Below are 24,201 nucleotides of genomic sequence, written 5' to 3'. Positions count from 1 at the left end.
CCTATATTTCATAAAGATTTCAGATTAAACGATTCGCGGCGGCAGGAGTATCCAGGCTCACATGAATCGTTGGCGTCGATTTTTTCATCTCGGCTATAATTTTAAAAGTTCGTGAATTGGTATGCATGTCTGCATAGGCAGTCACATGCTTCCAGCAGGTTACTTCACCACTTGCGATTAAATGTAGCATTTCGCTCCAGGGGTTAAAAAAACTGGTCTTTAGCGCTTGTTTATATCGCCCTACAAAATTAGCAAAGAGAAGTTCTTCATTTTGGAACACCTCTTCGTCGTCTTTTTCAATTTTCCTCTGCGTTGTATTTTCATCGTCTTTCTTTTCACGGGTAGTGGTTGTATTTGACAGGTTTATTAATGTTTGCAGTTGAAAACCCAAATCATCTGCTTTACCAAATAAATGACGGAACGTCTGACTCCAGGAATTTTTGGCAAAAATAATATCATGTAGTGGATCTGTCTTATTGAGGCATTTTCTTAAAAAATTGGCTGCCAGTTGCGGATTCGTCCGGGAGTATTCTTTTATTGCAACAAATAGCTCATGGCGATTATCCATAAGCAGTGAGCGCAATAAATGATGAGCCGGTACATCTGCCCCATGACAAAGCAACATGGCAATACCTCGCAGTGCTTCTTTTGGCTTTTTTCGGTCATGCATCCGAATACAAAGCAGATCCATCGCGCTGTAGTTCTCTTTATTGAGGACACTTATAAATTCTCGATTGCTTTCCAAACTTAATGTCTGATAATGCACGAGCAACGCCTTCAAAGCAGTAATCCTTCCAAGGCGTGCTGCTAATAAAAGTGGCGTTTCCATTAATTGACCAAAAGGATTGGAAAGTTGCGCACCTGCCTCAATCAACGCAGGAAGAGCGGCTGAAAAATTAGTAATAATCGCTTGATGGAGGGGTTGTATCTCCCAGCTTTTATCATTGCCTTCAAATGGACTGGGCAAATGTACACTAATACCGTAATTAATCGCCAAATTTAAATGGCCAATATTGCGGCTTTCAATAATTCTGTAGATAAGGCGTTTTCCCGTGGCATCTCGAGCATTTAAGTTTAAACTTTGCCATGCAGATTCAACGTCCCTTGAATTTTGCAAGTGATTTTCATTCAGGAAAAGAGGTACCAATTCCATTTTTTTTAATCGAAAAATCAAATGCAAGGGTTCATTTGCATTAACATCTACTTTTTGCTGCAAAAGCCATTCAATATGCTCAATCAGGTTGCTATTTTCTGAATGGTTATAAATTAGGTACTCAAGAACGGTAAGCTGTCTTCCTTCAGGGACAATGAAGGCAGAGTCTTGCTTTTCTTTAGGGGCAAAAAATGCTTTGTTCAGGAAATCTTTGTCTTCCTTTTGTTTTTTTTGGATAAGATCAAAAAAGGCGTCCTTTCCTTCTGCAATTGCTTGCTTTATCTCATCAAATAATTTCATATCCATTATCCCAAATAGTAATCGCTTCTATCGAAAGACCATTCTACATATTGGGCAATTGAAGATCAATTTTTGACGTTGCTAAATTTTTTTATACATTAAATCCCAAACCCCATGGCCAAGCTTGTTTCCTCGTTCTTCAAATTTCGTTAAAGGACGCGTTTCAGGTCGTGGGGAGAAACCACCTTCCTTGTGCATATTCTCTAAGGAAGGTTCAGCTGACAATACCTCGAGCATATGCTCCGCATAGTCCTGCCAATCTGTTGCACAATGAACAAAGCCTCCCGTTTTGATTCGTGCAACTAGTAATTTTATAAATTCAGGTTGAATTAAACGCCGCTTGTGATGGCGCTTTTTAGGCCAAGGATCGGGGAAAAAAATTTGCACTCCTTCTAACGAATCTTTTTCTAAACATTGTTTAAATACCTCAACGGCATCATGAGTTACAAGACGTACATTTTTTATTCCCTTCTCATACAATTCTGCAGTCAAACTGCCAATGCCAGCACGGTGAACTTCAATGCCGATAAAATTGCGTTCAGGGAATTGCTCAGCCATGGTCAATAGTGAAGCACCCATACCAAAACCTATTTCAACAATAGTTTCTGCATCACGTCCAAAAGTTTGTACAAGATCCCAAGGCTTACCTACGAATGGTAATTCATAATCTTTCAACCAATGATCTAAAGCATATTGTTGCCTATTACTAATACGCCCACCACGTAGCACAAAACTTTTAATTGTTCGCATGTAAAAATACTCAATCTTCAAAATGTGTGAATTATACCTCTTACTGACAATTTTGTGATCATGTGATATGCTAATGTTTATATTCTTGTAGTAAAAAGCATTCTTTGGCGGGGATAAATTTTCCTTGCGCAAAAGATGGTATGATTCGGCTAGAATTTTTTTGTTAAAAATTTTGTCCTATACTAAAGAGGATTAAGTTAATTTATTAAGGACAAAGATTAATTACTGGCAAAAGACAGCAAAACATTGCATAATTTGCCTTTTTTTGCTATAAAACCGCTCTTGTATTTTACACCCGGCCAATTCGCCTGCGAATGCCTTTGAATTTATACAAAGCTAAACTATAAAATTATCGGAACACTTTGGAGTAATACCATGTCAAGAGTATGTCAGGTTACTGGCAAGCGACCCACCACTGGTCACAACGTGTCGCACGCCAACAACAAAACCAAGCGACGTTTTTTACCCAACATCAAAGAGCATCGTTTTTGGGTTGAAGAGGAAAATCGTTTTGTTCGCCTTAAGGTAAGCACTAAGGGTATGCGAATCATCGATAAGGTGGGCATTAAAGCGGTTCTGGAAAAGCTCAGGGCACAAGGCGAAAAAGTTTAATTTGAGGATATATCATGGCAGCTGTTACTATTAAAGTTAAAATGGAATCTACTGCAGGAACGGGTTATTTTAAAACCACTACAAAGAATCCTCGTAATGTAACGGATAAACTGGAATTAAAAATGTATGATCCAGTTGTTCGTAAACATGTGGTTTTTAAAGAGAAGAAAGTTAAGTAGTTTACGAAGGCCTCCAAGAGGCCTTTTTCTTTAGAAAGATATTTTTCTATTCGTCTAATTTTAAACCTTTTTGTTCATTTTTAAGCGATGCGGTCTCTAAGAATACCTTTTTCGCTACTGGATAATCCCTTTGAATCAGTTACACTTAGTAGTAAAAAGCGGTAAGAACAAAGAGGATTTGCATGAAACCATCGTTGCAGTTAAATATCAGCCAACAATTAACACTTACCCCTCAGCTTCAACAGGCTATTCGTCTTCTTCAATTATCTACACTTGATTTGCAACAAGAGATTCAACAAGTTGTCGAATCAAATCCCATGCTTGAAGTCATCTCAAATGAGGAAAAAGAGGAACCTCGAGAGGAGACTAAACAAGGTGCTGATGAATTTACTGATTTTCAATGGGCTCAACTTTATTCGAATTCAAGCAAGAGAAACAATTTCGATGACTTGGATTTTAATTATGAAAATTTATATTGCACCACAACCAATTTGCAAGATCATTTACGCTGGCAACTTAACTTAACACCAATGAGCGATATTGATCGCGTTATTGCCACGGCCCTCATTGATGCGCTTGATGACGATGGTTTTTTGACACTCCCTCTTGCAGAATTGCACACGAGTCTGGACAGCGAAGCACATCCTCTTGATTTGGAAGAAATTGAGGCAGTGCGTCATCGTGTGCAGCATTTGGATCCCGTCGGTTGCGCTGCTACTAACTTGGCTGAAACCCTTATAGTACAGCTTGATCAACTTCCTGATCATAATGGCGACATTACTTTAGCAAAAGAAATTATTCGTAATGATATTGAACTGCTTGGCCAACATAATTATCGCGTACTAATGAAAAATTATCAGATTAATGAAGCCACTCTTGATAGAGTGCTCCAAATTATTCAACGCCTCAATCCTAAACCCGGCAGTTTAATTCAGCAAAGCACCACTGAATACATCATTCCAGATGTCATCGTGAAAAAAATAGAGGGGGTCTGGGAAGTTGCCTTAAATCAAAATACGCTTCCACGTCTAAGTATCAATACTCACTATGCCTCACTTATTCAACGAGCGGACAATAGCGCCGATAATCAATTTTTGAAAAATAATTTACAAGAAGCCCGGTGGTTTCTAAAGAGTATTCAAAGTCGACAGGAAACCCTCTTAAAAGTAGCTCAATGTATTGTTGAATACCAACAAGACTTTTTGGAGCACGGTGAGGAAGCAATGAAACCGCTCATTTTAAATGATGTGGCCCTTGCTCTGGACATGCACGAATCTACTATCTCCCGCGTAACCACGCAAAAATTTATGCATACACCACGTGGCGTCTTTGAATTAAAATATTTTTTCTCCAGTCATGTGGCAACCGTTACGGGTGGGGAATGCTCGTCAACCGCAATACGAGCAGTGATAAAAAAACTAATTGCTGCTGAAAATCGCAAAAAGCCTTTAAGTGATAGTAAAATTGCACAGTTAATTGGAGAGCAAGGCATTCAAGTTGCAAGAAGAACAGTAGCAAAATATCGCGAAGCCATGGGGATTCCACCATCCAATGAACGCAAAACCATTCGTAATTAGTTGTAGTTTTAATAATAGGAGAACGTTATGCAAATTAGCTTCACTGGTCATAATGTGGAGGTTACCCCCGCTTTAAGAGCCTTTACCGTCGATAAATTTAATAAACTCGATAGACATTTTGATAAAATAACCTCTGTTCACGTCGTTTTCGACATTGAAAAATTAAGTCAAATTGCCGAAGCAACTATCCAGGTGGTAAAGGGTGAATTACATGCCCGTGCTGAATCCGAAGACATGTATGCAGCAATTGATGCCTTAATTGACAAACTTGACAGACAATTGATCAAACATAAAGAAAAAATCCGTGAACATCGTGATTGAGTTGTCAATTTAGACATTAAAAATGGCAGAACACCCTGCCATTTTTATAGAAATATTTTAGAACATTCTAACTGTGTTTACTTTTAACTATTTGGCGTCATTTAAAAAAGGGGTGTCCATAATCTCTTCTTTCCCCTCATCTACTGGAAAATCTTTTTGATAATTTTCAAAAAAGAATTGTTTTAAAGAAAATCCTTTTTTGACTGGGATAGTGCCATTTATTACTTTGCGAACATCCTGCGCGGTAATATCCACCTCATCATCGGATGTTTCAAATGCTGAACGTTGACTGAGCCTCAGAAGTTCCCCTCTTACAAAAGCTACTAGTGCTATCCTATGCCAATTTGAAGTTTTTGAATATTTCCTGGTGTCATGAATTTCTTCTTCATTTTCCTTGAAGGACAAAGGGGCATTACAGTGAAGTAGATCTTCAAATGCTGCCACCAGGGTATCTCCCTCTTCTAGATCAAAATATACATCATACTCTGAAAAATAGGTTTCTCCTCCCGAATAATTTTTTTCCTCCTTGGCATAAAAACAAGTTAATAAATTATAATGCTTACCGGGAAATTTATTATCATCAACATGATTCGACGTGGGGTAATCGAAATTCCAATCTGCACTTGTCGATAATTCGCAATATGGAATTACAAAATCTTCGGCTAGATTGACCACTGATTTACAATAATTAAATTCCTCTAGTGCTATGGCTTTGTATTCCCGCTCAAGAATCTGAACAATTTCTCCAGTCAATTTATAAATTACAGGGCTGTTTCTGTGTCGACTAAAATCATGAGCCATACGGATGCCACTTTTGGCATTTCCTAAAAAACCTACCGACATTACTCTTGTTTTAGTCTTGTCTGATATTCTTACTTTCTGCTCGTCTAGTGCATGGTGATCGTTTAAAGCAGTTGCCCTGGTAAAATTAGCCATTTCACCAGCAGTAATTGAGCCCATAGTAGCTCTGACACGGGAGCAAAGCGATGAGGGTACAATCTTCTTCCGATAGCTCATTAATAACCTACCCGTCTCCTTGTCGTAAATATCCGCGTTAAAATCGATTTTTCTGGCAGTTTTAGGAAGTTCGACTAACTTTTCCTTTTTAGGAAGAGACGACACCGTTCTTTCTAACCATAATTTACGCACTTTTGAATTATCCTCTCCAATTTCCTCCTTATCATTTTCAGTATTTATTTCTTGTTGTTCAGGTCTTCTATCCAAATTATTAAAAGGAATATATGATTCAGTTAGATAATCTGAAAGATGCAATTTAGCCAGAATCTTTGTAATCGCCGTCAGTGTTTCTTGTCTGGGAATGTCTATATTTTGTCGTCTTAACTCCTCACAAATCATGCTCTTAAGCGCATAAGAATTTAAATTATTAACTCCCTTTAAGGCTAAATATTCTTTCACCATGTGCGAAAATAATACCACTAACAGCTGGGCAGCGGCTTTGTAATTTTTGTTATTTTGTAGCAGTTGGTAGTCAGTCAATGAATCCTTTCGTTTATCTTTATCATGATAGAGAGGATGACGTCCGAATAGATAGTTACCATCAACTGGGGCTGCCTTTAGAGGTATACCGGCAGTTGATCCTCCCTGCGAGAACAAAAAACCTCCGGGTAAATTGCTTCTGTAAAACGGTTTATTTGCTTTATATGTAGCAGCCATCGGATAAGTCGCCTGTCCTGTTTGTTTCTGTCTTTGAGAGAAAGCTTTGGTCAATACAGTTAATTCTTCATCGTGAAGTGCAAATGTATTTGCTAACTTATTCAAAGCATTTAAGGTTTTAACGTTGTTTGTATACTCTTTAACTTTCTCTGGAATTTCTTCTTTGTTATTACTGTTTGAACCTTTAACATCATTCATTGACGCAGTAAGTTTTTCAACATCACTTACAAAATCGTTGTATAGCCTTGTAACTTTATCCTCAATTTTTTCTAAGCGGTTTTTTTCTTCAGTATTAAACGAGCTATTTTTCTCTTCTATGCCGTTTTTATTTTTTTTTGGCTTACGCGTTTTCACCGTAACTTCACTGTTCAATCCCTCGTTCTTAGCTACCTTCGTAGTTTTTCCTTTTTTAAGCTTAGGCTCTATTGAACTACCAGACTCTATCGTTACTATTTCCTCTTCTCCTTTTCTCCGTTTTCTATCCTTTAACTCGACTTGATTCACCGATGTTGGCAAAAACTTTCGAGCCATATGCTCAGGCTCATTCATTTTAGTTCTTTGGGGTGAGTCCAACTCTGCTTGTCGAAGCAATTCTGCTCTTAGGAACTTTACAATTTCGGGGTATAATTCATTTATTCCACTTATTTTTAAGCAAGTTTCGTTTTCTTCCCAGGTAACCGACTTATTTTTATTGAGAATAATCTCTTTCAATAACGGGATAGGATTTTTTTCCCTGCTTTCCGTTACCCAAAATATACACTCTACTTCATCATGGAAATAAAATACTCCTGGGATTAATTCTTTCATAATCTATATCTTCTCTCTATGGTAATGCAGTATGATGAAACCAAACTTAAGTGACCTCATCTCGAACAAAATGTATTTTTTTCTATACACTTTATTTAAAATAGTCATTGCATGTAAATGGGTAATTTTAACCATTATCCGGTACCGCTCAGAGAAAATACCTTGTAAAATCTAACTCAAAGAGTAATTTTGGTTATGTGTATGTTGTGTCTTTATTAAAAGACAGGGTAAAATATTTAAGTTTTATTTTTAGTTTGTAATCATGCAACTTTATCAAGTTATCCATCCAAACTGTGTCTATATTGATGCGTCTTCCCAAAGCAAAACAGCGATGCTTTTGAAAATTAGCCAATTAGTAAATCATGTTTATCCAGAGCTGGGCATACAGGAACTGTTTGACGCTTATTGGAAACGGGAAAGTCTTGGGAGTACGGCAATTGGTCAAGGAGTTGCAATTCCGCATATTCGTTCAGCGGCAATTACAATGCCAAAAGCTTGCTTGATTCGATTGCTTAACCCAATTGATTTTGGTGCTGAAGATAAGCAGCCAGTAGATCTGGCAATAGGGCTCATTGTGCCTCAGGAACAAACCCATCAACATTTACAATTACTTAATGCAATTGTTAAACAATTTAATCAAACCTCTTTTCGTGAACTTTGTCGACAAACCACTTGTGTTGAAAGTCTGTATGAATTAATAAAAACTCAACAGTCCTAGACCCCACCTGTTTTCCACTTGAATGGTTTGCACTTCCAACTATTTATTCCTATATAAGTAATAATAGGGATGGAAATAACCCAAAGAAATTTGTAGTAACAGAATTAACTTCCCACTTTATTTAGTGATTCAAAATTTTTCTCGACTTTGGGCCAAACTTGAAAGTACGTGCTATGACGAACATCGCTGCTATAAGATGGTTAACTCAAGGGCCTTACAAACCGCCACTTATTCAATATATGTTGCTGGATCAGCATTTAGAATACCTTATTTATCCAAAAGAGGTAGCCGTCACTAATCTTAAGCAAAATATCTATCAGATTGTTGATCATATTGAAAAATTTTCAAAAAATAGAGCTCTTAAGGTAAGGTATAAATCCATTAACAGAAGTTATGGTGCTCATCGACACGATTCAGAAAAGTTTCACATTCTTATTAATCGAATTTTAGCAAAAAAGAATTTACTTGAACCTAACAGCCGTACCGTTTCCTTATTAAAAAAGGAAGATTTAGCCTTTTTTAAAAATGCCCTTTATTTACTTGATATTGATTGCAAAACACGAGGCCATGCCTTTATTGCCCACTTATGGACTATTGGTCTAAAGGCAACGAAAAAACAAATCAGTGCAGCCATTAAAAAAATATGGAAAGCACGTCAGGGGATTCAGCGAATGAATAAAAACTCAACGATTAAATTTGCTGAGTTTTATACCCACATCAATTTTTATACAGAACACCCCTCTAACAAATACTATTGTTAAGGAGATGAATCCTCATTATCGCTAAGCGTCTATTGCTAGACTACTTTTGACGCTTTGTGCCAGACAAAATTTTTTATGTCCTCGTTGCGAACGGAGTGAAGCAATCCAAAACAAATTTATGTTCAAAGATCGTATCTGGATTGCTTCGCTCAAGCTCGCAAAGAAGCGACTCCAATTTTTTTCCAGTGCAAAGCTTTTGACGCCGTGTCGCATTTCTGCCATTGTAGAAAATTGCAGCACGTGTTACATTGTCACGGTATGATTAGAACTAAAGTAACCATTATCAATAAACTAGGTTTGCACGCTCGAGCTTCTGCGAAATTCGTCTCTACTACATCGAGATTTCAAAGCAGTATTGACGTCACCAAGGATTCCAAAACTATCAATGGTAAAAGCATCATGGGGGTAATGATGCTTGCGGCCAATAAAGGGAGTGAACTAACCCTTGAAATTGAAGGGCCTGATGAACAAGAAATGGAGCAAGCGATTCTTAATTTAATCAATAATCGCTTTGGAGAACCTGAGTAAAATTTACTCTTGTTTATCACTATCCGTGTTACGTTTACGCTGTTTACGTAAACGATGCACAGCTAGCAGCGTTTGTATTGGCCCTGATAAGGCATAAATGACAAATCCCGTAAACAAAACGACTGATGGATTAGCAGCGATCGCCACAAACAAAATAATTACTACTAAAAGATATAAAAAGGGAACTTTTCCTTTAAAATCAATTTCCTTAAAACTGTAATAACGCACATTGCTCACCATTAAGATAGCGGTGAAAACAGCAATTACTGCAGTAAGCACCGCAAAAACAAAATGAGTCAACTGATTTTGGTAGCAAAACCAGACTAACGCTGAAACGATAGCCGCTGCAGGTGGGCAGGCAAGCCCTTGAAAATAACGTTTATCTGCCGTTTCTACTTGAATATTAAAACGTGCAAGACGCAACGCCACAGCAGCCGTGTACATAAAAGCCACAAGCCAACCTACTTTTCCCAAATGGTGCAAATTCCAGCTGTACAATAATAAAGCCGGTGCAACACCAAATGTTACCATATCCGATAAACTATCATACTGCGCGCCAAACGCAGTCTGGGTGTTGGTTAAACGCGCAATTCGTCCATCAAGTCCGTCGGCAAGCATACCTATAAAAATGGCAACTGCCGCAGTCTCATATTGGGCTTTTAGCGAGGCCACAATCGAGTAAAAAGCAGCGAACAAACTTGCTGTCGTAAACAAATTCGGTAATAAATAAATGCCTGAATGACTCTCTTTTGGATTCACAGTCTCAACTCAGCTAATTAATCGTCCACATCCTATCATAATCCCTGCCTTTGATGCTATTACCTCGTTGTTTTTACAAGATGGTGCTATACTAGGCATACTGTTTTTAAAGTGCATAAATTCGCGTATTAACATGACTAATTCCAAGAGCAAAAAAATTGTCATTGAGGGTATTACGGAACAAGGTAAACCCTTTCGTCCCAGCGATTGGGCTGAGCGAATGAGTGGAACATTAGCAAGCTTTAAAAACAGACGTATTCATTACTCCCCGCTTTTACAACCTAGCATTACTACAGAGGGTTATAAATGTGTTTTGCTGGATCCTAAACTTAAAGAATCAAGCCCTCAGGTATATCAAGCCATTATCGATTTTGCCAAAGCCAATAATCTTAAAATTTGCGGTGAAGATGATTAGGCGCCAGTACCTCCTGTACCACCGGTATAAGATCTTATCGTTATCGAGAGGTGCACTAATTGATTAACGATGGCTGCCAACATACTCGCTGTATTTTGAAAATTCATGGCTAACACCCCTGCACAAAGGAAAACCAGCCCCTTAGGTCCCCATTGAACCCCAGGCTCACTCGCATGAATTAATAATACGCAACCCCGGACAAACCAAATGAGGCCGGCCGTTTGGATAACCAAAAGCATAGAACTATAAATATTATAAGGATTATAATTGCTATACTGTAAAACATTTCCTGTACCAAAAGCGGAGTTCGCCATGAGACTTACTGCAGAAGGTAAATAAAGGAGTGCAGCTGCACCTACCAAATAAGCTATGGGAACAAATATGCGCTCATTAGACTGTCTTCCTCCTCCAATCTTTTTTAATTTAGTTAATGCTATTATAAAAAAAATTAATCCCAGAAGATAAGCGCCACCGGAAATTAGATGTTGAACAGGAAAAAGAGATCGGCTGATATTACCGATCATTGTTACCAAATCAGTGCTATTCATAGTCTAATTATATACCAATTCATACAGCGCTCTTGCAATGCATAATTTTTCCCCTATATTAGTCAATTTCCTTTAAAATATAACTATTATGCAGATTCAAACTTTCCCAATAACATTAAAAGAAGCCTATATGCTTTCTCCTAAAGTGAAGCATTTTATATTTGATGCTGAGAAAAACCCTCCCTTTAATTATATTGCGGGGCAATTTATTACGATTCATTTTGAAAATAATGGCAAAATGTTCAAGCGCAGTTACAGTATTGCTAATATTCCCTCGCAAGACAATCGTATTGAATTTGCTGCAGGTTATGTGGAAGGAGGACCTGGAACCGAATTGCTGTTTAACTTACATCCCGGCGATACAATTAATATCACAGGCCCTTTTGGGCGGTTAATCTTAAAGGATGACATTCCCAAGCGCTATATTTTAGTGGCAACAAGCACAGGGGTAACCCCTTATCGCGCAATGCTTGAAGAATTAAAACGCCGCTTACAATTAAATCCGGATTTAAAAATAGTCATTCTTCAAGGGGTGCAAAAGCGTGAGGAAATCCTCTATCTTGATGAGTTTCAAGCGCTTGCAAAAGCCTTTCCTCAAGTTACTTTTCGCGCTCATTTGAGTCGCGAACCATTGGATAATCTATCAGCGGGGGAATACCAAGGCTATGTCCAACATGCTTTTCCCGATCTTTCTTTAAATCCGGAAAATGATGTAGTTTATTTATGTGGAAATCCGGGTATGATCGATGATTCTTTCAGTTATTTGAAAGAAAAAGGATTCACCATGCAGCAAATAATTCGGGAAAAATATATTTCAGCCCCAGGCAAATAACCTTATCGCGTTCACAGGAGAATAAACAAATGCATTATGATGAATTATCAGAAACGATGGAACAGTTACTGCAAGATGGCAAGGGAATTTTAGCCGCTGATGAAAGCACCGGGACCATTGGCAAACGTTTTGAATCCATCGGCATTGAAAATAGTGAGGAAAATCGTCGAGACTACCGCTTGCTTCTCGCCACAACTGCAGACTTGGAGCAATATATTAACGGTGTGATCTTGTTTGAAGAAACCTTTCAACATAAAGATGACAAGGACACTCCTATAGCTGAGTTATTCGCTACTAAAGGCATTCTTCCTGGTATTAAAGTTGATAAGGGACTAACGAACCTCGCTAATACCGATAATGAAAAAATTACTCAAGGCCTGGATGGTCTAACAGAACGATTAGAGCATTTTAAAAAATTAGGAGCGCGTTTTGCAAAGTGGCGTAACGTTTACTCCATTACTGAATATACTCCAAGCTTAACTGCCATCAAAGCAGGTGCTGAGACACTTGCCCGTTATGCTGCCATTTGTCAGGAAACTGGTATTGTTCCTATTGTAGAGCCTGAAGTACTAATGGATGGTGAGCATAGTATTGAACACTGCGCTGAAGCCTGTGAAATGGTTTTACACGAACTTTTCCATGCATTGTTCATCCATCAAGTAGAATTAGAGCTGATTGTCTTAAAACCCAGTATGATTACGTCGGGAAAATCGGCAAAACCATTTAGTACCCCCGAAGAAGTTGCCGATTATACAATTAGCGTATTTCGTAATAATGTCCCAGCCGCTGTGCCAACCATTAACTTTCTGTCTGGAGGCCAAACTCCACAGCAGGCAACAGCCAATTTAAATGCAATTAACAGCACAGGCTATCAACCCTGGAATTTAAGTTTTTCTTATGGGCGTGCTTTGCAAGAAGATTGTCTGCAAATCTGGGGTGGAAAAAAAGCGAATGTAAGTGCGGCTCAAGCTGCTCTCTTAAAGCGTGCTCGCTTAAACAGTACAGCTTGTTTTGGTGAGTATCAAGCTGATATGGAATAATGTTCCAGTTTTATAAAGAAGCTTATTGGCTTAGAAAATACCCTGCGACAAGTCGCTGAACGTTCTACATCTCTCTGAAAACGCAGTCCAGCTTTACTTTCCGACGTCCCGCGGCTTGTCCGCGGGATCCAGAAATGCTGCGCTAAAACACTGGACCCCGTGGCATAGGCAGAGATGTTATCAAAAGACAAGTCGCGGGGTATGTTTATGTTGTAAAGCTCTTTGAATTTTGCAAACAAATGACTAAAGGTGGACTACTACTCTTTTTTAAAACTCGAAATGCGCTAAAAGTGGGACATGATCGGATAATAAACGCCAGGGTTTCCCTCTTAAACATTGCACATCGGCAACCTCCATACCTCTGAAATAAATTCTATCAACACAAAAAGCAGGTTTGATGGCAGGAAAGGAACGGGCATGCTGTCCTTCAAGCCGATAAAAAGCTTCATGTATCCCTAACTCTTCTTCTAAAGGCTTGGATAGATGATGGCGCCAATCATTAAAATCTCCTGCCATCAATAAAGGTTCATTTTCTGGAACCACACTGTTAATGCGCTCCATTAATGCCTTGCATTGAGATTTTCGTTCTGCTTTAAATAAACCTAAATGAACACAGAGTAGATGAATCGTGGGGAAATCTTCCGCAATTTTTATTTGCCCGTGGAGAATACTTCGCGAGGCGCGATTCATGGAAGATAAGTTAATATTTTCAAATTCCTCAAAAGCAAATTTACTTAAAATAGCGTTGCCATGGTGGCCTGAATGATAAACGGCATTTTTTGCATAAAGATAGTGAGGCCATATTTTCTCAGCAATATATTCAAACTGCGGCAAATCAGGCCAGGCATCGATGCGTTTTTCACGACGGCGATGTTCCCCTTGCACTTCTTGTAAAAAGACAAAATCAGGATTGAGTCCTGACAATGCTTCTCGCATTTCTGGCAGAAGAAAACGAACCTTACCTAAACTGAAGCCCTTATGAATATTGTAGGTAATTAGGGACAAACTACGTTTTTTTTGTTGCATACATTCTTTTATGAATAATCGTCTGTTTAAGATATAACCGTTTAAAAGCCACTAAACTTTTACCTTATTTAAGGTAACATATACAATAGTATACTAAAAAAAGCCTAGAGGCTTATTATGAATACGTTTACTGTCACAATTCCTGGATTTTCTATTGGTGGCAAAGCTTATGGGAATCCTGATCTACCACCCATGCTTGCGCTGCATGGATGGTTGGATAATGCGAATTCCTTTGATTTACTAGCACCCTATTTGGAAAAGCATTTTCATTTGTTGGCAATTGATTTACCAGGCCATGGTCATTCATCTCATTTACCAGAGGGTTGCTATTATCATTTTACTGATGGAATTTTCACCACTTTGGAAATTATAAATGCGTTACAATTACGACAAGTTCATCTCCTAGGCCATTCCATGGGGGCTTGTCTTGCAAGTCTTATAGCAGGTGTTGCCCCTGAAAAAATTTTATCCTTAGTTTTGATCGAAGGATTGGGTCCATTTTCCAAACCAGAGGAAACTTGTCGTGATCAAATGGCACAATATTTAACTTATATGTCTCGAAATGAAAAAGCATCTAAACCATATTCCTCTCTTATTCAGGCTGCGCAAGCACGTGCCAAGCGAGGGTATTTGTCATTGGAGCATGCACAAATCCTTTGTCAAAGAGGCACACGAGAAGAAAATGGTTCTATTTATTGGCGCCACGACAGACGTCTTTTGACGCCAACGTCATTGCGAATGACTGAAAAACAAATTTTATCCTGCTTGCGTAATATCTTGGCTAAAACCTGCCTGATATGGGGGCAAGCGAGTTCTGTCTTTGATGATTATGACATGGGCACACGAACTAATGCAGTGGCCAACTTAAAAACTCATCGTTTGCCAGGGGGACATCATGTTCATATGGAATATCCTGATGCAGTAGCCAGATGCTTACGGGAATTTTATAATTTTTAAGAAAATAAGCTTGCCTTTCGTGGTATAATAATAGGTTAGGCCAGTGGTTGACCCAACCTATTAACAGTGGCGAGAAAGCCAACTTGAAATGACTCGCTTATTTAGCAAGATCGGTTAATCGACAAAAATCATACTTAACTGCAACTTCTTCTAGAGAAGCTTTTACATCATCCAGTGAATAGTTAAGGTCTTTAGCCGCAGAAAGTACGCCACACCCGCCCTCATCAAAGGTTGAATACGGAGTCCAATAATCCATATTGGCCTTCACCATCACATCGAATGCTTTGCGTGTATCCCAACCGGGTTTGTTCGCCAAAATATAAAACAAATGGTTGTACACCCCACTGGAATAGTGAACATCCAAACCACTATTATACTCATCAGCAGTATCAATCGAGCTCCCATCACGGCTTGGTCTGTCCATATAGCGCAGTGCATCCCATCCACTGTCTTCTTTCATAATTTCAGCGCCAATTTGCCAACTGCTTTTGCCAGTTGAATAAAATTCAGCAGCTTGGGCAGCCATGTCAGAAAACGCTTCGTTCATGCCTCCAGATTGCCCATAATACTTCAGATTTGAATGTTGTTCGGTAAAACCATGGCTAATTTCATGACCACCAACACCCAGTGATACTAGAGGATACATCATGCTCTCACCATCACCAAAGGTCATTTGCTCTAACTCAGGATCCCAATAAGCATTTTCATAACCATCACCGTAATGGACACGCATTACTAACTGCATAGGGGAGCCATCAGCTTTTGTTAGTACAGGCACGCGATACCAATCAGAATACATATGTTTAATCACATACCCTGCATAAAGCGCATCATTCGTAGGTGAATAGGCCCCATTATCCCGATCATACCCATCACCGTCTCGACCAGTCCAGAAAGTCAGCGTGTTATCGACTGATTTTTTACATCTAAACTTCATAGGCTTATTCGGGGAATGATACTCGTGTTCCATGTCCACAACTTTGACATCCTCATTTTCCATATAACAGGTTGCGCCAATTCTCTCACGGGTAATATCCAGTAATGGAAATTCCTTGCCATAAGCCACCATACCCACCTTCTGATTACCGCCAAACCCCATTCCTTTGGCAGGAACCCTACGAGTTTTAATGTCATTCCATTGAATGAAAGGTTTATTGGAGGATGCGTCAATAATAGCTGTCGGTCTTTCAGGAATTTTATCGGTATGACGTACAAAAATACTAACGTTGTAAGCCCAATGCGCTTGATTATTGCTATCAATATATATTACAGGAGTCACCTTTTCTGCACTGACTTCTTTATCCTGATACGTAGCTTTAAATTTTTCTAAAGCGACTTGGCCATTTTTTACAAAATCTGCCGATGGCTGTCCTAACTCTTCTTGTAAGCCTCGATAAATTTTTCCATTCATACTGACATCTTTTTGAGTTTGAGATAAACCCTTTGCCGTGCTACTAGTGTGTAAAATGGCATAGCCACCAATCACTGGAAATCCTGCATATTCTTGTTGCAAACGGATATGAGTTATATGATTTTTATCAGTATTTTGTTTGAGAAATTGTAAATTATTAATAGTAATCGCGGAAGCTGGTTTACTAACACCTGGTAGGGTAATGTGGAATTGCTGCTGTAACTGCTTGAAAGACTCTGTTTGCAAGGACACTGGGTCAGCTGCCTTAACAGAGGAAGCCATTGTTAGGGCCAAACTGGCTACAATGGGTAATAGGTAAAAATTTGTCTGCATTATTCTACTCCTTAAATATCTTAGGCATCTCATCCGGGAGTGCCTTGTTTGGATAACACTCTCCATGTTTACCTAACAAAAAGATGTTAAGAAAACTGGCAACCGCTATTCCCACAACCAAATCCCGTTGAGTTGATTTCCGAATTTTAGAGTAAGCATTTTTCCTTGAGGTTGGGCTTACTAAAATCGGTATGCAATCTTAACAGGTATTGGTCAAACTACCATAGTTTTTCTTTTTTTCAAATTAACAACGTTAAAATTAATTTCCATTTAATTGGTTCGCTATTATACTTCTTGATTAAAGTTTAAAATTTTTCCTAGAATCAAAAATCGAATACAACGATAAAAGCTTGCCTTAAAGCAGTTTTAAGCAATAATTCAGGTTTACCGTATTAAAATATTTTTTTATGAGTACTATTACCACTGATATCGAATTAGCCAAAACGTATTTAAAACGAGGGGATATCGTGGCGATTCCCACGGAAACCGTCTATGGCCTTGCTGGAAATGCAGAGAATGAAAAAGCCATTCATAAAATTTATACACTGAAGCAAAGGCCTCTCAATCATCCTTTAATCATGCATGTGGCGCAGGACTGGGATTTACTAAAATGGGTCTCCTTTATTCCCGATTATGCCCAATCCTTGATTAACAAATTTTGGCCTGGACCATTAACCTTGGTCCTTAAAAGCAATATCAATGCGGTTAACCCTCTAATTACTGGAGGGCAAGACACGATAGCTCTGCGTTGTCCCAAACACCCCCTTGCACACCGTCTGTTGAAAGATCTCGGTTTTCCTCTAGTAGCCCCTTCTGCTAATCCTTTCGGCAAAATCAGTCCCACAACAGCAGAACACGTCCGTGATAGTTTTAAAGAAGAAGATTTATTAATCCTTGACGGCGGCCGCTGTCAGGTAGGGATAGAATCGACTATTTTAGCCGCGACAGCTCCTTACCATTATCAAATTTTGCGTCATGGAATGATTACTGAACAGGAAATTGCAGCGATTTTACCACAACGGTCAATGCATGAGGAAAGCGCTATTAGAGTACCTGGCAAATTGGCAAGCCATTATCAACCGGAAAAACCACTTTATTGTTTTACAGACTTAACAGCACTTAAAGCATTTTATCAGCAAGAGAAATCCGTATACGTGATCACCTTTGGTGAGTTGCAAGATCATCCTTCGCATTTATACTACAAAATGCCTGACTCAGTAGATAAGAGCGCGTTTGAGTTGTATTACCAATTACGACGTGCCGATCAATCGGAAGCTACCTCCATAGCTATTGAACTGCCTCCCGCTGGTGAACATTGGGAAGGCATTCGAGAAAGGATCTTAAAGGCAGGGCATCGCTCCTAAGCAAATTTAAAACATTAGCATCCGATTTTGGATTTATATATCTTATTCACCCTTATTCCTATGCAATCCAGTCGTTTTTTTTGCAACTTATCCCCTACTTACCGCGACTCGTTCGCGGTATCCAGGATTTTAAAGTCAGCGTAGTATCCTCATGGATACTGTGGACAAGTAGCAGTACCTAGAGAGAGGAAATTGCGCTAGAGTCTGTATTAATTAAATCCCAGCTATTTTTTCTCCATATGCAGCAATACTTGCGCAGGGGTCACTTTATCTCCCTTTTCACAAAAAATAGCCGTCACGACACCGTCAAAAGGTGCTTGAATCTCTGTTTCCATTTTCATCGCTTCAAGAACAAGAAGTGTTTGTTTAGCTTTTACGGTTTGTCCTGCTTCTACCATGACATTAACAATTGAACCAGGCATAGCCACGGTAATGTCACCAGGTCCAGTCTTTTTCTTTACACTAATAGTTGAATGGACTTCCGCCTCTGTTTCATTTTGCTCCAAAAAAATAACTTCTTCAGGTACGCCGTCTACCCACAAAAAGCAAGCCTGTTGCCCTTGCTCGCGCTCTCCATAACCAGCAATTTTCACATGATAACTTTCACCGTGAAGCGTAATTTCAAACTCCGATAAATTTCCATTCGTGTTTACTGCAGGCTCAGGTAGGAGTGGCTCAGGTTGCAGTGAATTATTTTTACGCTGCTCTAAAAATTGCTTTCCAATTTCAGGAAACATGGCATAAGAAAGAACGTCTTCATCACTTTCGGCCAATTCTCCAATCTCCTGCCGCAAACGTTTTAATTCATGCGGAATTAAATCTGCTGGTCTTACATCAATGGCTTCGGTATGCCCTATCGCTTTTTTGCGCAAGCTAGGGCTAATTTTTCCTGGAGCCGCTCCATATTTACCCTGGCAATATAATTTAACTTCATTAGTAATCGTTTTATAACGTTCGCCCGTGAGAACATTCATGACCGCTTGGGTCCCCACAATTTGTGAAGTAGGAGTAACTAAAGGGGGATATCCTAAATCACGACGAACGCGTGGAATTTCCGCATGTACCGCATCAATTTTATCAAGCGCCTGCTGTTCCTTTAATTGACTGTATAAATTTGAAATCATGCCGCCTGGTACTTGATAAACTTGCACACGAGGATCAATATCACGTGCCTCACCTTCAAACTGATGATATTTTTTGCGGACTGCTTTAAAATATTCCCCAATATCGAGTAATAAATTTAAATCCAGCCCCGTATCGAATTTCGTTCCTGCTAATGCCGCTACCAAGGATTCCGTTGCAGGGTGAGAAGCACCACCTGAAAAGGAAGAGATGGCGGTATCCACATGCGTACAGCCTGCAATAATAGCTTCATAATGACACATACTGGCAAGGCCAGACGTAGCATGGCTATGAAGGTGAATAGGCAGCTTTGTTGCCCGTGCTAAGGCTTCATATAAAGTCACTGTGGCTGTGGGGGTTAATAATCCGGCCATGTCTTTTATTGCAATGCTATCGCAACCCATTTCAGCCAAGGCTTTGCCTAAATCAACAAAGCTTTCGAGCGTATGAACTGGACTTGTTGTATAACAAATTGTCCCCTGGGCGTGCTTCTTGTTAGCCTTTACCGCTTCAAGCGCCACACGCAAGTTTCGAACATCATTCAGTGCGTCAAAAACACGAAAAACATCAACACCATTTTTAGCAGCCAATTTAACAAATGTTTGCACGACATCATCCGCATAATGTCGATAACCTAACAGATTTTGACCACGCAATAGCATGGATAAACGCGTGTTTGGCAGTACCTTTCGTAACAGGCGCAAACGCAACCACGGATCTTCTTTTAAAAAACGCAAACACGCATCAAAGGTCGCCCCACCCCACACCTCCATAGCCCAAAAACCCACTTTGTCCATTTTAGGGCAAGCAGGCAGCATGTCTTCAGTGCGCATTCGTGTTGCTATCAAGCATTGATGGGCATCACGCAAGGTAACATCGGTTATCTGTACAGTTGACATAAATCAATCCATTGCTTTTAAAAACTCTTCTTAATAAAGGTATTGCAAAGCCTCTCTGAAGTACAGTCTTACAGACTCGTCAATTCAAATTGACTGAGTTTTAATTGTGCAGAAGTTTTATAAAAGTGGCAAAGTGCTGCTCTGAATAATGCAGCCCTTGAACTCAGGCCACTTTCGCAGTAGGAAATAACCTCTTGATAAATGGCAAGTTTAAATTCCTCAGCATCGAAAGTTGAACCATTAAGGTTATCAATACTAACCCTGAACCGATAACCAGCAGCAACTGATAAAATCCATTCCAATGCTTGTGGCTTTGCTTCAACCCGCTGAAAAACTTGTTGCTGCTCGGCGTTACGCCCATCTGGTTCGTACCAGTAGCCATAGTCAATTAACTCACGACGCTTTTTCCCCGCAATTAGCCAATGCGCGCACTCATGAAGGGCACTACTAAAGAACCCATGGGCGAAAAAAATGGCATGATAAGGCCTGGTGTCATCTGCAGGGAGATAGAGAGGTTCATCATTGCCTTTCACTAGGCGTGTCTTATATTTGCTGGCAAAACAATCATCAAAAATAGCAATCAAATCTTCATATCGATGTTCACAATCTATCAATTACTTCACTCCACCAAAGCAAGGAACATGCAAGTTAAGTTACACTATTCTCCTCATAAATCACCGTCATCCGGAGCATCCCAACCACACTGTGTCAAACATCAAAAAGACGACGTCATCCCGAACGTAGTTAGGGATCTGCTGCTTTGTATGAGGAGATGTCTCACTGCGTTCGACATGACGGTCGTCTTTAGGAACGGAGTGAAGGATGACGGTACCTATTGGGTCAACAATATTTTATTAGAAACCTCATGGTTTTGAATTCTAATTTCAGAAAACGCTTATTACCAGTAAAAAATGCCTCTATAAGACAAGTTTTATTAAAATGCCTGACATTATGCCGAGATCATGCCGATATCCTCGGATATCTGGACATTATTGCAAAGTTCAGGCAGAATTCCTTCAATTTTGTCAAATCAACTCATCATGAAAAAGATACTTGTTCTGCATGGCCCCAATTTGAACCGCCTGGGTTTGCGCGAACCCGAAGTCTATGGTTGCGTAACCCTGGAGGAATTGAATAAAGAATTAATTCAGGAAGCCAAGGTTGCTGGTTTCATGCTTACCAGCGAGCAGAGCAATAGTGAGGCAGAGTTGATTACTCTAATTCACGAGGCTGCAGAGAAGGGCATTGATTATATTATTATAAATCCTGCTGCGTTCACTCATACCAGTATTGCACTGCGCGATGCGTTGCTTGCAGTCAAGCTTCCTTTTATTGAAGTGCATATTAGTAATATCTATGCTCGCGAGCCTTTTCGCCAGCATTCCTATTTTTCTGATATCGCAGCCGGTGTTATCAGTGGATTAGGGATTAAGGGTTATTCCCTCGCTTTACAAGCAATTATTAACGAATTAAATCACTAGAGAGTTATTATCAATGGATATTCGCAAAATTAAAAAATTAATCGAGCTATTAGAAGAAACTGGTATCTCTGAAATTGAAATTAAGGAAGGTGAAGAATCCGTTCGTTTGAGTCGTCATGGCTATTCGATGGAACAACCTTCGCAGATTCGTTATGTTTCGCCTCCTCTCCAGCAAGCAGCAACCCAGGCTGCAACGGCTACTCCAGCGGTTGCAGCCAATGAAAGTAAAGCGGCAGCACCTGCGTCCAAAGGTCATAAAGTGCGTTCTCCCATGGTTGGTACCATGTACACTTCCCCTTCACCTGATGCAGCCCCTTTTGTAACCATTGGGCAAACCGTTAAAGTAGGAGACACGCTTTGTATTGTTGAAGCAATGAAAATGTTTAATGAAATTGAAGCCGATCGTGCGGGTAAAGTAATTGATATTCTGGTGGCTAATGGTGAACCCGTTGAATATGATCAACCCCTGTTTGTCATTGAAGAATAAGAGAGTAAATTGATGCTCAGTAAAATTGTCATTGCCAATCGTGGCGAAATTGCACTTCGTATTCTACGTGCTTGTAAAGAACTTGGTATTCAAACCGTTGCGGTACATTCTGATGTGGATAAAGATTTACTCCATGTGCGACTTGCTGATGAAACCGTGTGCATTGGCCCAGCCAATTCACAAAAAAGCTATTTAAACATTCCTGCCATTATTTCTGCTGCAGAAATAACTGATGCGGTAGCCATTCATCCCGGTTATGGTTTTTTATCGGAGAACGCAGACTTTGCTGACATCGTTGAGCAAAGTGGTTTTCGCTTTATCGGCCCACGTGGTGACACTATTCGTTTAATGGGTGACAAGGTTTCTGCCATTGCTGCCATGAAAAAAGCAGGCGTCCCCTGCGTTCCTGGTTCTGACGGCCCTTTGACAGAAGATGATGACCGCAACCTTGAGTTAGGCCGAAAAATAGGCTACCCAGTAATTATTAAGGCAGCTGGTGGTGGGGGCGGTCGCGGTATGCGCGTTGTTCACACAGAATCGAATTTACTAAATGCGATAGCCTTGACTCGTAGCGAGGCAAAAGCAGCGTTTAATAATTCCATGGTCTATATGGAAAAATTTTTAGAAAATCCCCGCCATGTCGAATTTCAAGTGCTGGGTGATGGCAAGGGAAATGCCATTCACTTAGGCGAGCGTGACTGCTCCATGCAACGCCGTCATCAAAAAGTGATTGAAGAAGCACCGGCTCCCGGAATTAGCCCTGAGTTGCGCGCCGAAATTGGCGAATCTGTAGTCAATGCCTGTCGGGAATTAAAATATCGTGGCGCAGGCACATTTGAATTTTTGTACCAGGATGGGTGTTTTTATTTTATTGAAATGAATACCCGCATCCAGGTTGAGCATCCCGTCACTGAAATGATTACCGGAATCGATTTGGTTAAAGAGCAAATTAAAATCGCCAGCGACATGCCTTTTACCTTGAGACAAGAAGACATTAAATTTCGCGGACATGCTGTTGAATGTCGTATCAACGCAGAAGATGCCAGAACATTTATGCCCTCACCCGGTACCGTACGTTTATTACATTCTCCCGGTGGCCCTGGCATTCGCTTTGATTCCCACATTTATAGTAGCTATACCGTTCCCCCGAATTATGACTCCATGATCGGTAAATTAATTGCATACGGGGAAACGCGTGCAGAAGCCTTTGCCAGAATGCGCAATGCTTTAGACGAAATTATTATCGATGGCATTAAAACGAATATTGAGCTACACCAACGTATTTTAAGGGATAAAGCCTTTATGCAAGGTGGAACGAATATTCATTACCTTGAAAAGATGTTAAAGGAACAAGCCAGTGTGGTATGAGTTAAAGATTGATCAGTGCCACCGTGATGAGGTTGAGCAATTAAGCGAAGCACTGGAAGAAGCAGGTGCGTTATCCATTACTTTGACCGATAAAAATGATGTTCCTGTCCTCGAACCAGAACCAGGCACGACGCCCTTGTGGCCTGACGTGATTGTAAATGCCCTTTATGCGGAAGAAAATGACGCACAAAACGCAATGCGACATCTCATGCCTCAGTATCAGCAGTTGAATTTTTCTATCCATCAACTGCCTGATCAAGATTGGGAAAGAGCGTGGATGAAAGATTTTAAGCCACAGCGTTTTGGCCAAAATTTATGGATTTGTCCGTCTTGGATAGAGCCTCCTGAGCCTAAGGCTGTGAATTTGATCCTTGACCCTGGTCTGGCCTTTGGAACAGGAACGCATCCAACCACAGCACTTTGCTTGACCTGGCTTGATAGTGCTTCACTTCAGGATAAAATACTAATTGATTATGGGTGTGGTTCCGGAATCCTTGCCCTTGCTGCCCTCAAACTTGGGGCTGCCAAGGCCTATGCGGTTGATATTGATGAACAAGCTCTGCAAGCGACACTTAATAATGCATTGGCCAATGTCGATGACCCTTCGCAACTGTATGTTAGTTTTCCTGAAAACCTGACTGTCCATGCAGATATAGTAATCGCTAATATTTTGTTAGGCCCTCTTATGGACTTGCAAAGTAAATTTAAAGGCTTGCTTAAAAAAGAAGGAATGTTAATAATTTCCGGGATTTTGGAAGAGCAAACCTCATCGTTAATTG

25 protein-coding genes are annotated in these 24,201 nt (G+C 39.9%); 16 read left to right on the top strand and 9 right to left on the bottom strand.

Annotated features, from left to right (window positions below; genetic code table 11):
* Window positions 1-19 precede the first annotated feature (19 nt).
* Window positions 20-1,453 (bottom strand): Dot/Icm T4SS effector AnkC/LegA12, encoded by a 1,434-nt coding sequence (gene ankC, locus Ljam_RS13240; RefSeq protein ID WP_058450464.1) that lies wholly within the window; start codon window positions 1,451-1,453, stop codon window positions 20-22.
* A gap of 81 nt (window positions 1,454-1,534) precedes the next feature.
* Window positions 1,535-2,203, bottom strand: coding sequence for a tRNA (guanosine(46)-N7)-methyltransferase TrmB (gene trmB / locus Ljam_RS13235; protein WP_058450463.1), 669 nt, complete (start codon window positions 2,201-2,203; stop codon window positions 1,535-1,537).
* A 375-nt stretch (window positions 2,204-2,578) separates the two neighbouring features.
* On the opposite strand from trmB, the gene rpmB reads away from it, so the two are divergent.
* The 4 genes from rpmB to hpf all read left to right on the top strand — a co-directional run bounded on the left by rpmB (window position 2,579) and on the right by hpf (window position 4,892).
* Window positions 2,579-2,815 (top strand): 50S ribosomal protein L28, encoded by a 237-nt coding sequence (rpmB, locus tag Ljam_RS13230; RefSeq protein ID WP_058450462.1) that lies wholly within the window; start codon window positions 2,579-2,581, stop codon window positions 2,813-2,815.
* Between the two features lie 14 nt (window positions 2,816-2,829).
* Window positions 2,830-2,994, top strand: coding sequence for a 50S ribosomal protein L33 (gene rpmG / locus Ljam_RS13225; RefSeq protein ID WP_058450461.1), 165 nt, complete (start codon window positions 2,830-2,832; stop codon window positions 2,992-2,994).
* 182 nt (window positions 2,995-3,176) lie between these two features.
* A complete protein-coding gene (locus Ljam_RS13220) occupies window positions 3,177-4,571 on the top strand; it encodes an RNA polymerase factor sigma-54 (RefSeq protein ID WP_058450460.1) in 1,395 nt (464 codons plus the stop codon).
* A gap of 27 nt (window positions 4,572-4,598) precedes the next feature.
* A complete protein-coding gene (hpf, locus tag Ljam_RS13215; RefSeq protein WP_058450459.1) occupies window positions 4,599-4,892 on the top strand; it encodes a ribosome hibernation promoting factor in 294 nt (97 codons plus the stop codon).
* Window positions 4,893-4,979: 87 nt separating this feature from the next.
* Here the strand turns inward: hpf and Ljam_RS13210 are convergent, their stop codons facing one another.
* Complete coding sequence (locus tag Ljam_RS13210; protein WP_058450458.1) at window positions 4,980-7,373, bottom strand: hypothetical protein; 2,394 nt, start codon at window positions 7,371-7,373, stop codon at window positions 4,980-4,982.
* Window positions 7,374-7,635: 262 nt separating this feature from the next.
* Between Ljam_RS13210 and Ljam_RS13205 the strand changes: the two genes are divergently transcribed.
* The 3 genes from Ljam_RS13205 (at window position 7,636) to Ljam_RS13195 (ending at window position 9,380) form a co-directional block, all read left to right on the top strand.
* A complete protein-coding gene (locus Ljam_RS13205) occupies window positions 7,636-8,091 on the top strand; it encodes a PTS sugar transporter subunit IIA (RefSeq protein WP_058450457.1) in 456 nt (151 codons plus the stop codon).
* Window positions 8,092-8,264: 173 nt separating this feature from the next.
* Window positions 8,265-8,852: a hypothetical protein gene (locus Ljam_RS13200; RefSeq protein ID WP_238583734.1), complete on the top strand. Its 588-nt coding sequence runs from the start codon at window positions 8,265-8,267 to the stop codon at window positions 8,850-8,852.
* A 258-nt stretch (window positions 8,853-9,110) separates the two neighbouring features.
* Window positions 9,111-9,380: an HPr family phosphocarrier protein gene (locus Ljam_RS13195; RefSeq protein WP_058450456.1), complete on the top strand. Its 270-nt coding sequence runs from the start codon at window positions 9,111-9,113 to the stop codon at window positions 9,378-9,380.
* Window positions 9,381-9,383: 3 nt separating this feature from the next.
* Here the strand turns inward: Ljam_RS13195 and pssA are convergent, their stop codons facing one another.
* Window positions 9,384-10,139, bottom strand: a complete 756-nt coding sequence (pssA, locus tag Ljam_RS13190; RefSeq protein WP_058450455.1) for a CDP-diacylglycerol--serine O-phosphatidyltransferase — start codon at window positions 10,137-10,139, stop codon at window positions 9,384-9,386.
* A 133-nt stretch (window positions 10,140-10,272) separates the two neighbouring features.
* Between pssA and Ljam_RS13185 the strand changes: the two genes are divergently transcribed.
* Window positions 10,273-10,554: a DUF3579 domain-containing protein gene (locus Ljam_RS13185; RefSeq protein WP_058450454.1), complete on the top strand. Its 282-nt coding sequence runs from the start codon at window positions 10,273-10,275 to the stop codon at window positions 10,552-10,554.
* On the opposite strand, the gene Ljam_RS13180 is transcribed toward Ljam_RS13185, so the two are convergent.
* Window positions 10,551-11,102, bottom strand: coding sequence for a hypothetical protein (locus tag Ljam_RS13180; protein ID WP_058450453.1), 552 nt, complete (start codon window positions 11,100-11,102; stop codon window positions 10,551-10,553). The genes Ljam_RS13185 and Ljam_RS13180 overlap by 4 nt on opposite strands.
* Before the next feature lie 88 nt (window positions 11,103-11,190).
* On the opposite strand from Ljam_RS13180, the gene Ljam_RS13175 reads away from it, so the two are divergent.
* Both Ljam_RS13175 and Ljam_RS13170 read left to right on the top strand, forming a co-directional pair.
* Window positions 11,191-11,934: a ferredoxin--NADP reductase gene (locus Ljam_RS13175; protein ID WP_058450452.1), complete on the top strand. Its 744-nt coding sequence runs from the start codon at window positions 11,191-11,193 to the stop codon at window positions 11,932-11,934.
* 29 nt (window positions 11,935-11,963) lie between these two features.
* A complete protein-coding gene (locus tag Ljam_RS13170; protein WP_058450451.1) occupies window positions 11,964-12,974 on the top strand; it encodes a class I fructose-bisphosphate aldolase in 1,011 nt (336 codons plus the stop codon).
* Between the two features lie 267 nt (window positions 12,975-13,241).
* On the opposite strand, the gene Ljam_RS13165 is transcribed toward Ljam_RS13170, so the two are convergent.
* Window positions 13,242-14,000 carry an endonuclease/exonuclease/phosphatase family protein gene (locus tag Ljam_RS13165; RefSeq protein ID WP_058450450.1) on the bottom strand — a complete coding sequence of 253 codons (759 nt, stop codon included), beginning with the start codon at window positions 13,998-14,000 and terminating at the stop codon, window positions 13,242-13,244.
* A 117-nt stretch (window positions 14,001-14,117) separates the two neighbouring features.
* Between Ljam_RS13165 and Ljam_RS13160 the strand changes: the two genes are divergently transcribed.
* The gene (locus tag Ljam_RS13160; protein WP_058450449.1) at window positions 14,118-14,957 is read left to right on the top strand and encodes an alpha/beta fold hydrolase; all 840 of its coding nucleotides are present in this window, start codon (window positions 14,118-14,120) and stop codon (window positions 14,955-14,957) included.
* Window positions 14,958-15,054: 97 nt separating this feature from the next.
* Here Ljam_RS13160 and proA read toward each other — a convergent pair whose 3' ends face one another.
* Window positions 15,055-16,701, bottom strand: coding sequence for a zinc metalloprotease ProA (proA, locus tag Ljam_RS13155; protein WP_058450448.1), 1,647 nt, complete (start codon window positions 16,699-16,701; stop codon window positions 15,055-15,057).
* A gap of 407 nt (window positions 16,702-17,108) precedes the next feature.
* Here proA and Ljam_RS13150 point away from each other — a divergent pair, with 407 nt between their 5' ends.
* Window positions 17,109-18,065, top strand: coding sequence for an L-threonylcarbamoyladenylate synthase (locus Ljam_RS13150; RefSeq protein ID WP_058450447.1), 957 nt, complete (start codon window positions 17,109-17,111; stop codon window positions 18,063-18,065).
* A gap of 224 nt (window positions 18,066-18,289) precedes the next feature.
* Here the strand turns inward: Ljam_RS13150 and oadA are convergent, their stop codons facing one another.
* Both oadA and Ljam_RS13140 read right to left on the bottom strand, forming a co-directional pair.
* Window positions 18,290-20,086, bottom strand: coding sequence for a sodium-extruding oxaloacetate decarboxylase subunit alpha (gene oadA, locus Ljam_RS13145; RefSeq protein WP_058450446.1), 1,797 nt, complete (start codon window positions 20,084-20,086; stop codon window positions 18,290-18,292).
* A gap of 68 nt (window positions 20,087-20,154) precedes the next feature.
* Entirely contained in the window at window positions 20,155-20,700 is a 546-nt protein-coding gene (locus Ljam_RS13140) for an elongation factor P hydroxylase (RefSeq protein WP_274519502.1), read from the bottom strand.
* 426 nt (window positions 20,701-21,126) lie between these two features.
* On the opposite strand from Ljam_RS13140, the gene aroQ reads away from it, so the two are divergent.
* From aroQ to prmA, 4 genes are all read left to right on the top strand, one after another.
* Entirely contained in the window at window positions 21,127-21,567 is a 441-nt protein-coding gene (gene aroQ / locus Ljam_RS13135) for a type II 3-dehydroquinate dehydratase (RefSeq protein WP_058450445.1), read from the top strand.
* Between the two features lie 13 nt (window positions 21,568-21,580).
* Window positions 21,581-22,054, top strand: a complete 474-nt coding sequence (gene accB, locus Ljam_RS13130; RefSeq protein ID WP_058450444.1) for an acetyl-CoA carboxylase biotin carboxyl carrier protein — start codon at window positions 21,581-21,583, stop codon at window positions 22,052-22,054.
* Window positions 22,055-22,066: 12 nt separating this feature from the next.
* Window positions 22,067-23,422, top strand: coding sequence for an acetyl-CoA carboxylase biotin carboxylase subunit (accC, locus tag Ljam_RS13125; RefSeq protein WP_058450443.1), 1,356 nt, complete (start codon window positions 22,067-22,069; stop codon window positions 23,420-23,422).
* The coding region (gene prmA, locus Ljam_RS13120; RefSeq protein ID WP_065235551.1) for a 50S ribosomal protein L11 methyltransferase at window positions 23,412-24,201 on the top strand (790 nt) is incomplete at its 3' end. The genes accC and prmA, both read left to right, overlap by 11 nt.

Origin of the sequence: Legionella jamestowniensis (genome assembly GCF_001467745.1) — a bacterium.
In the GTDB taxonomy this organism is placed as follows: domain Bacteria; phylum Pseudomonadota; class Gammaproteobacteria; order Legionellales; family Legionellaceae; genus Tatlockia; species Tatlockia jamestowniensis.
This window is presented reverse-complemented; position numbering and strand designations above follow the sequence as displayed.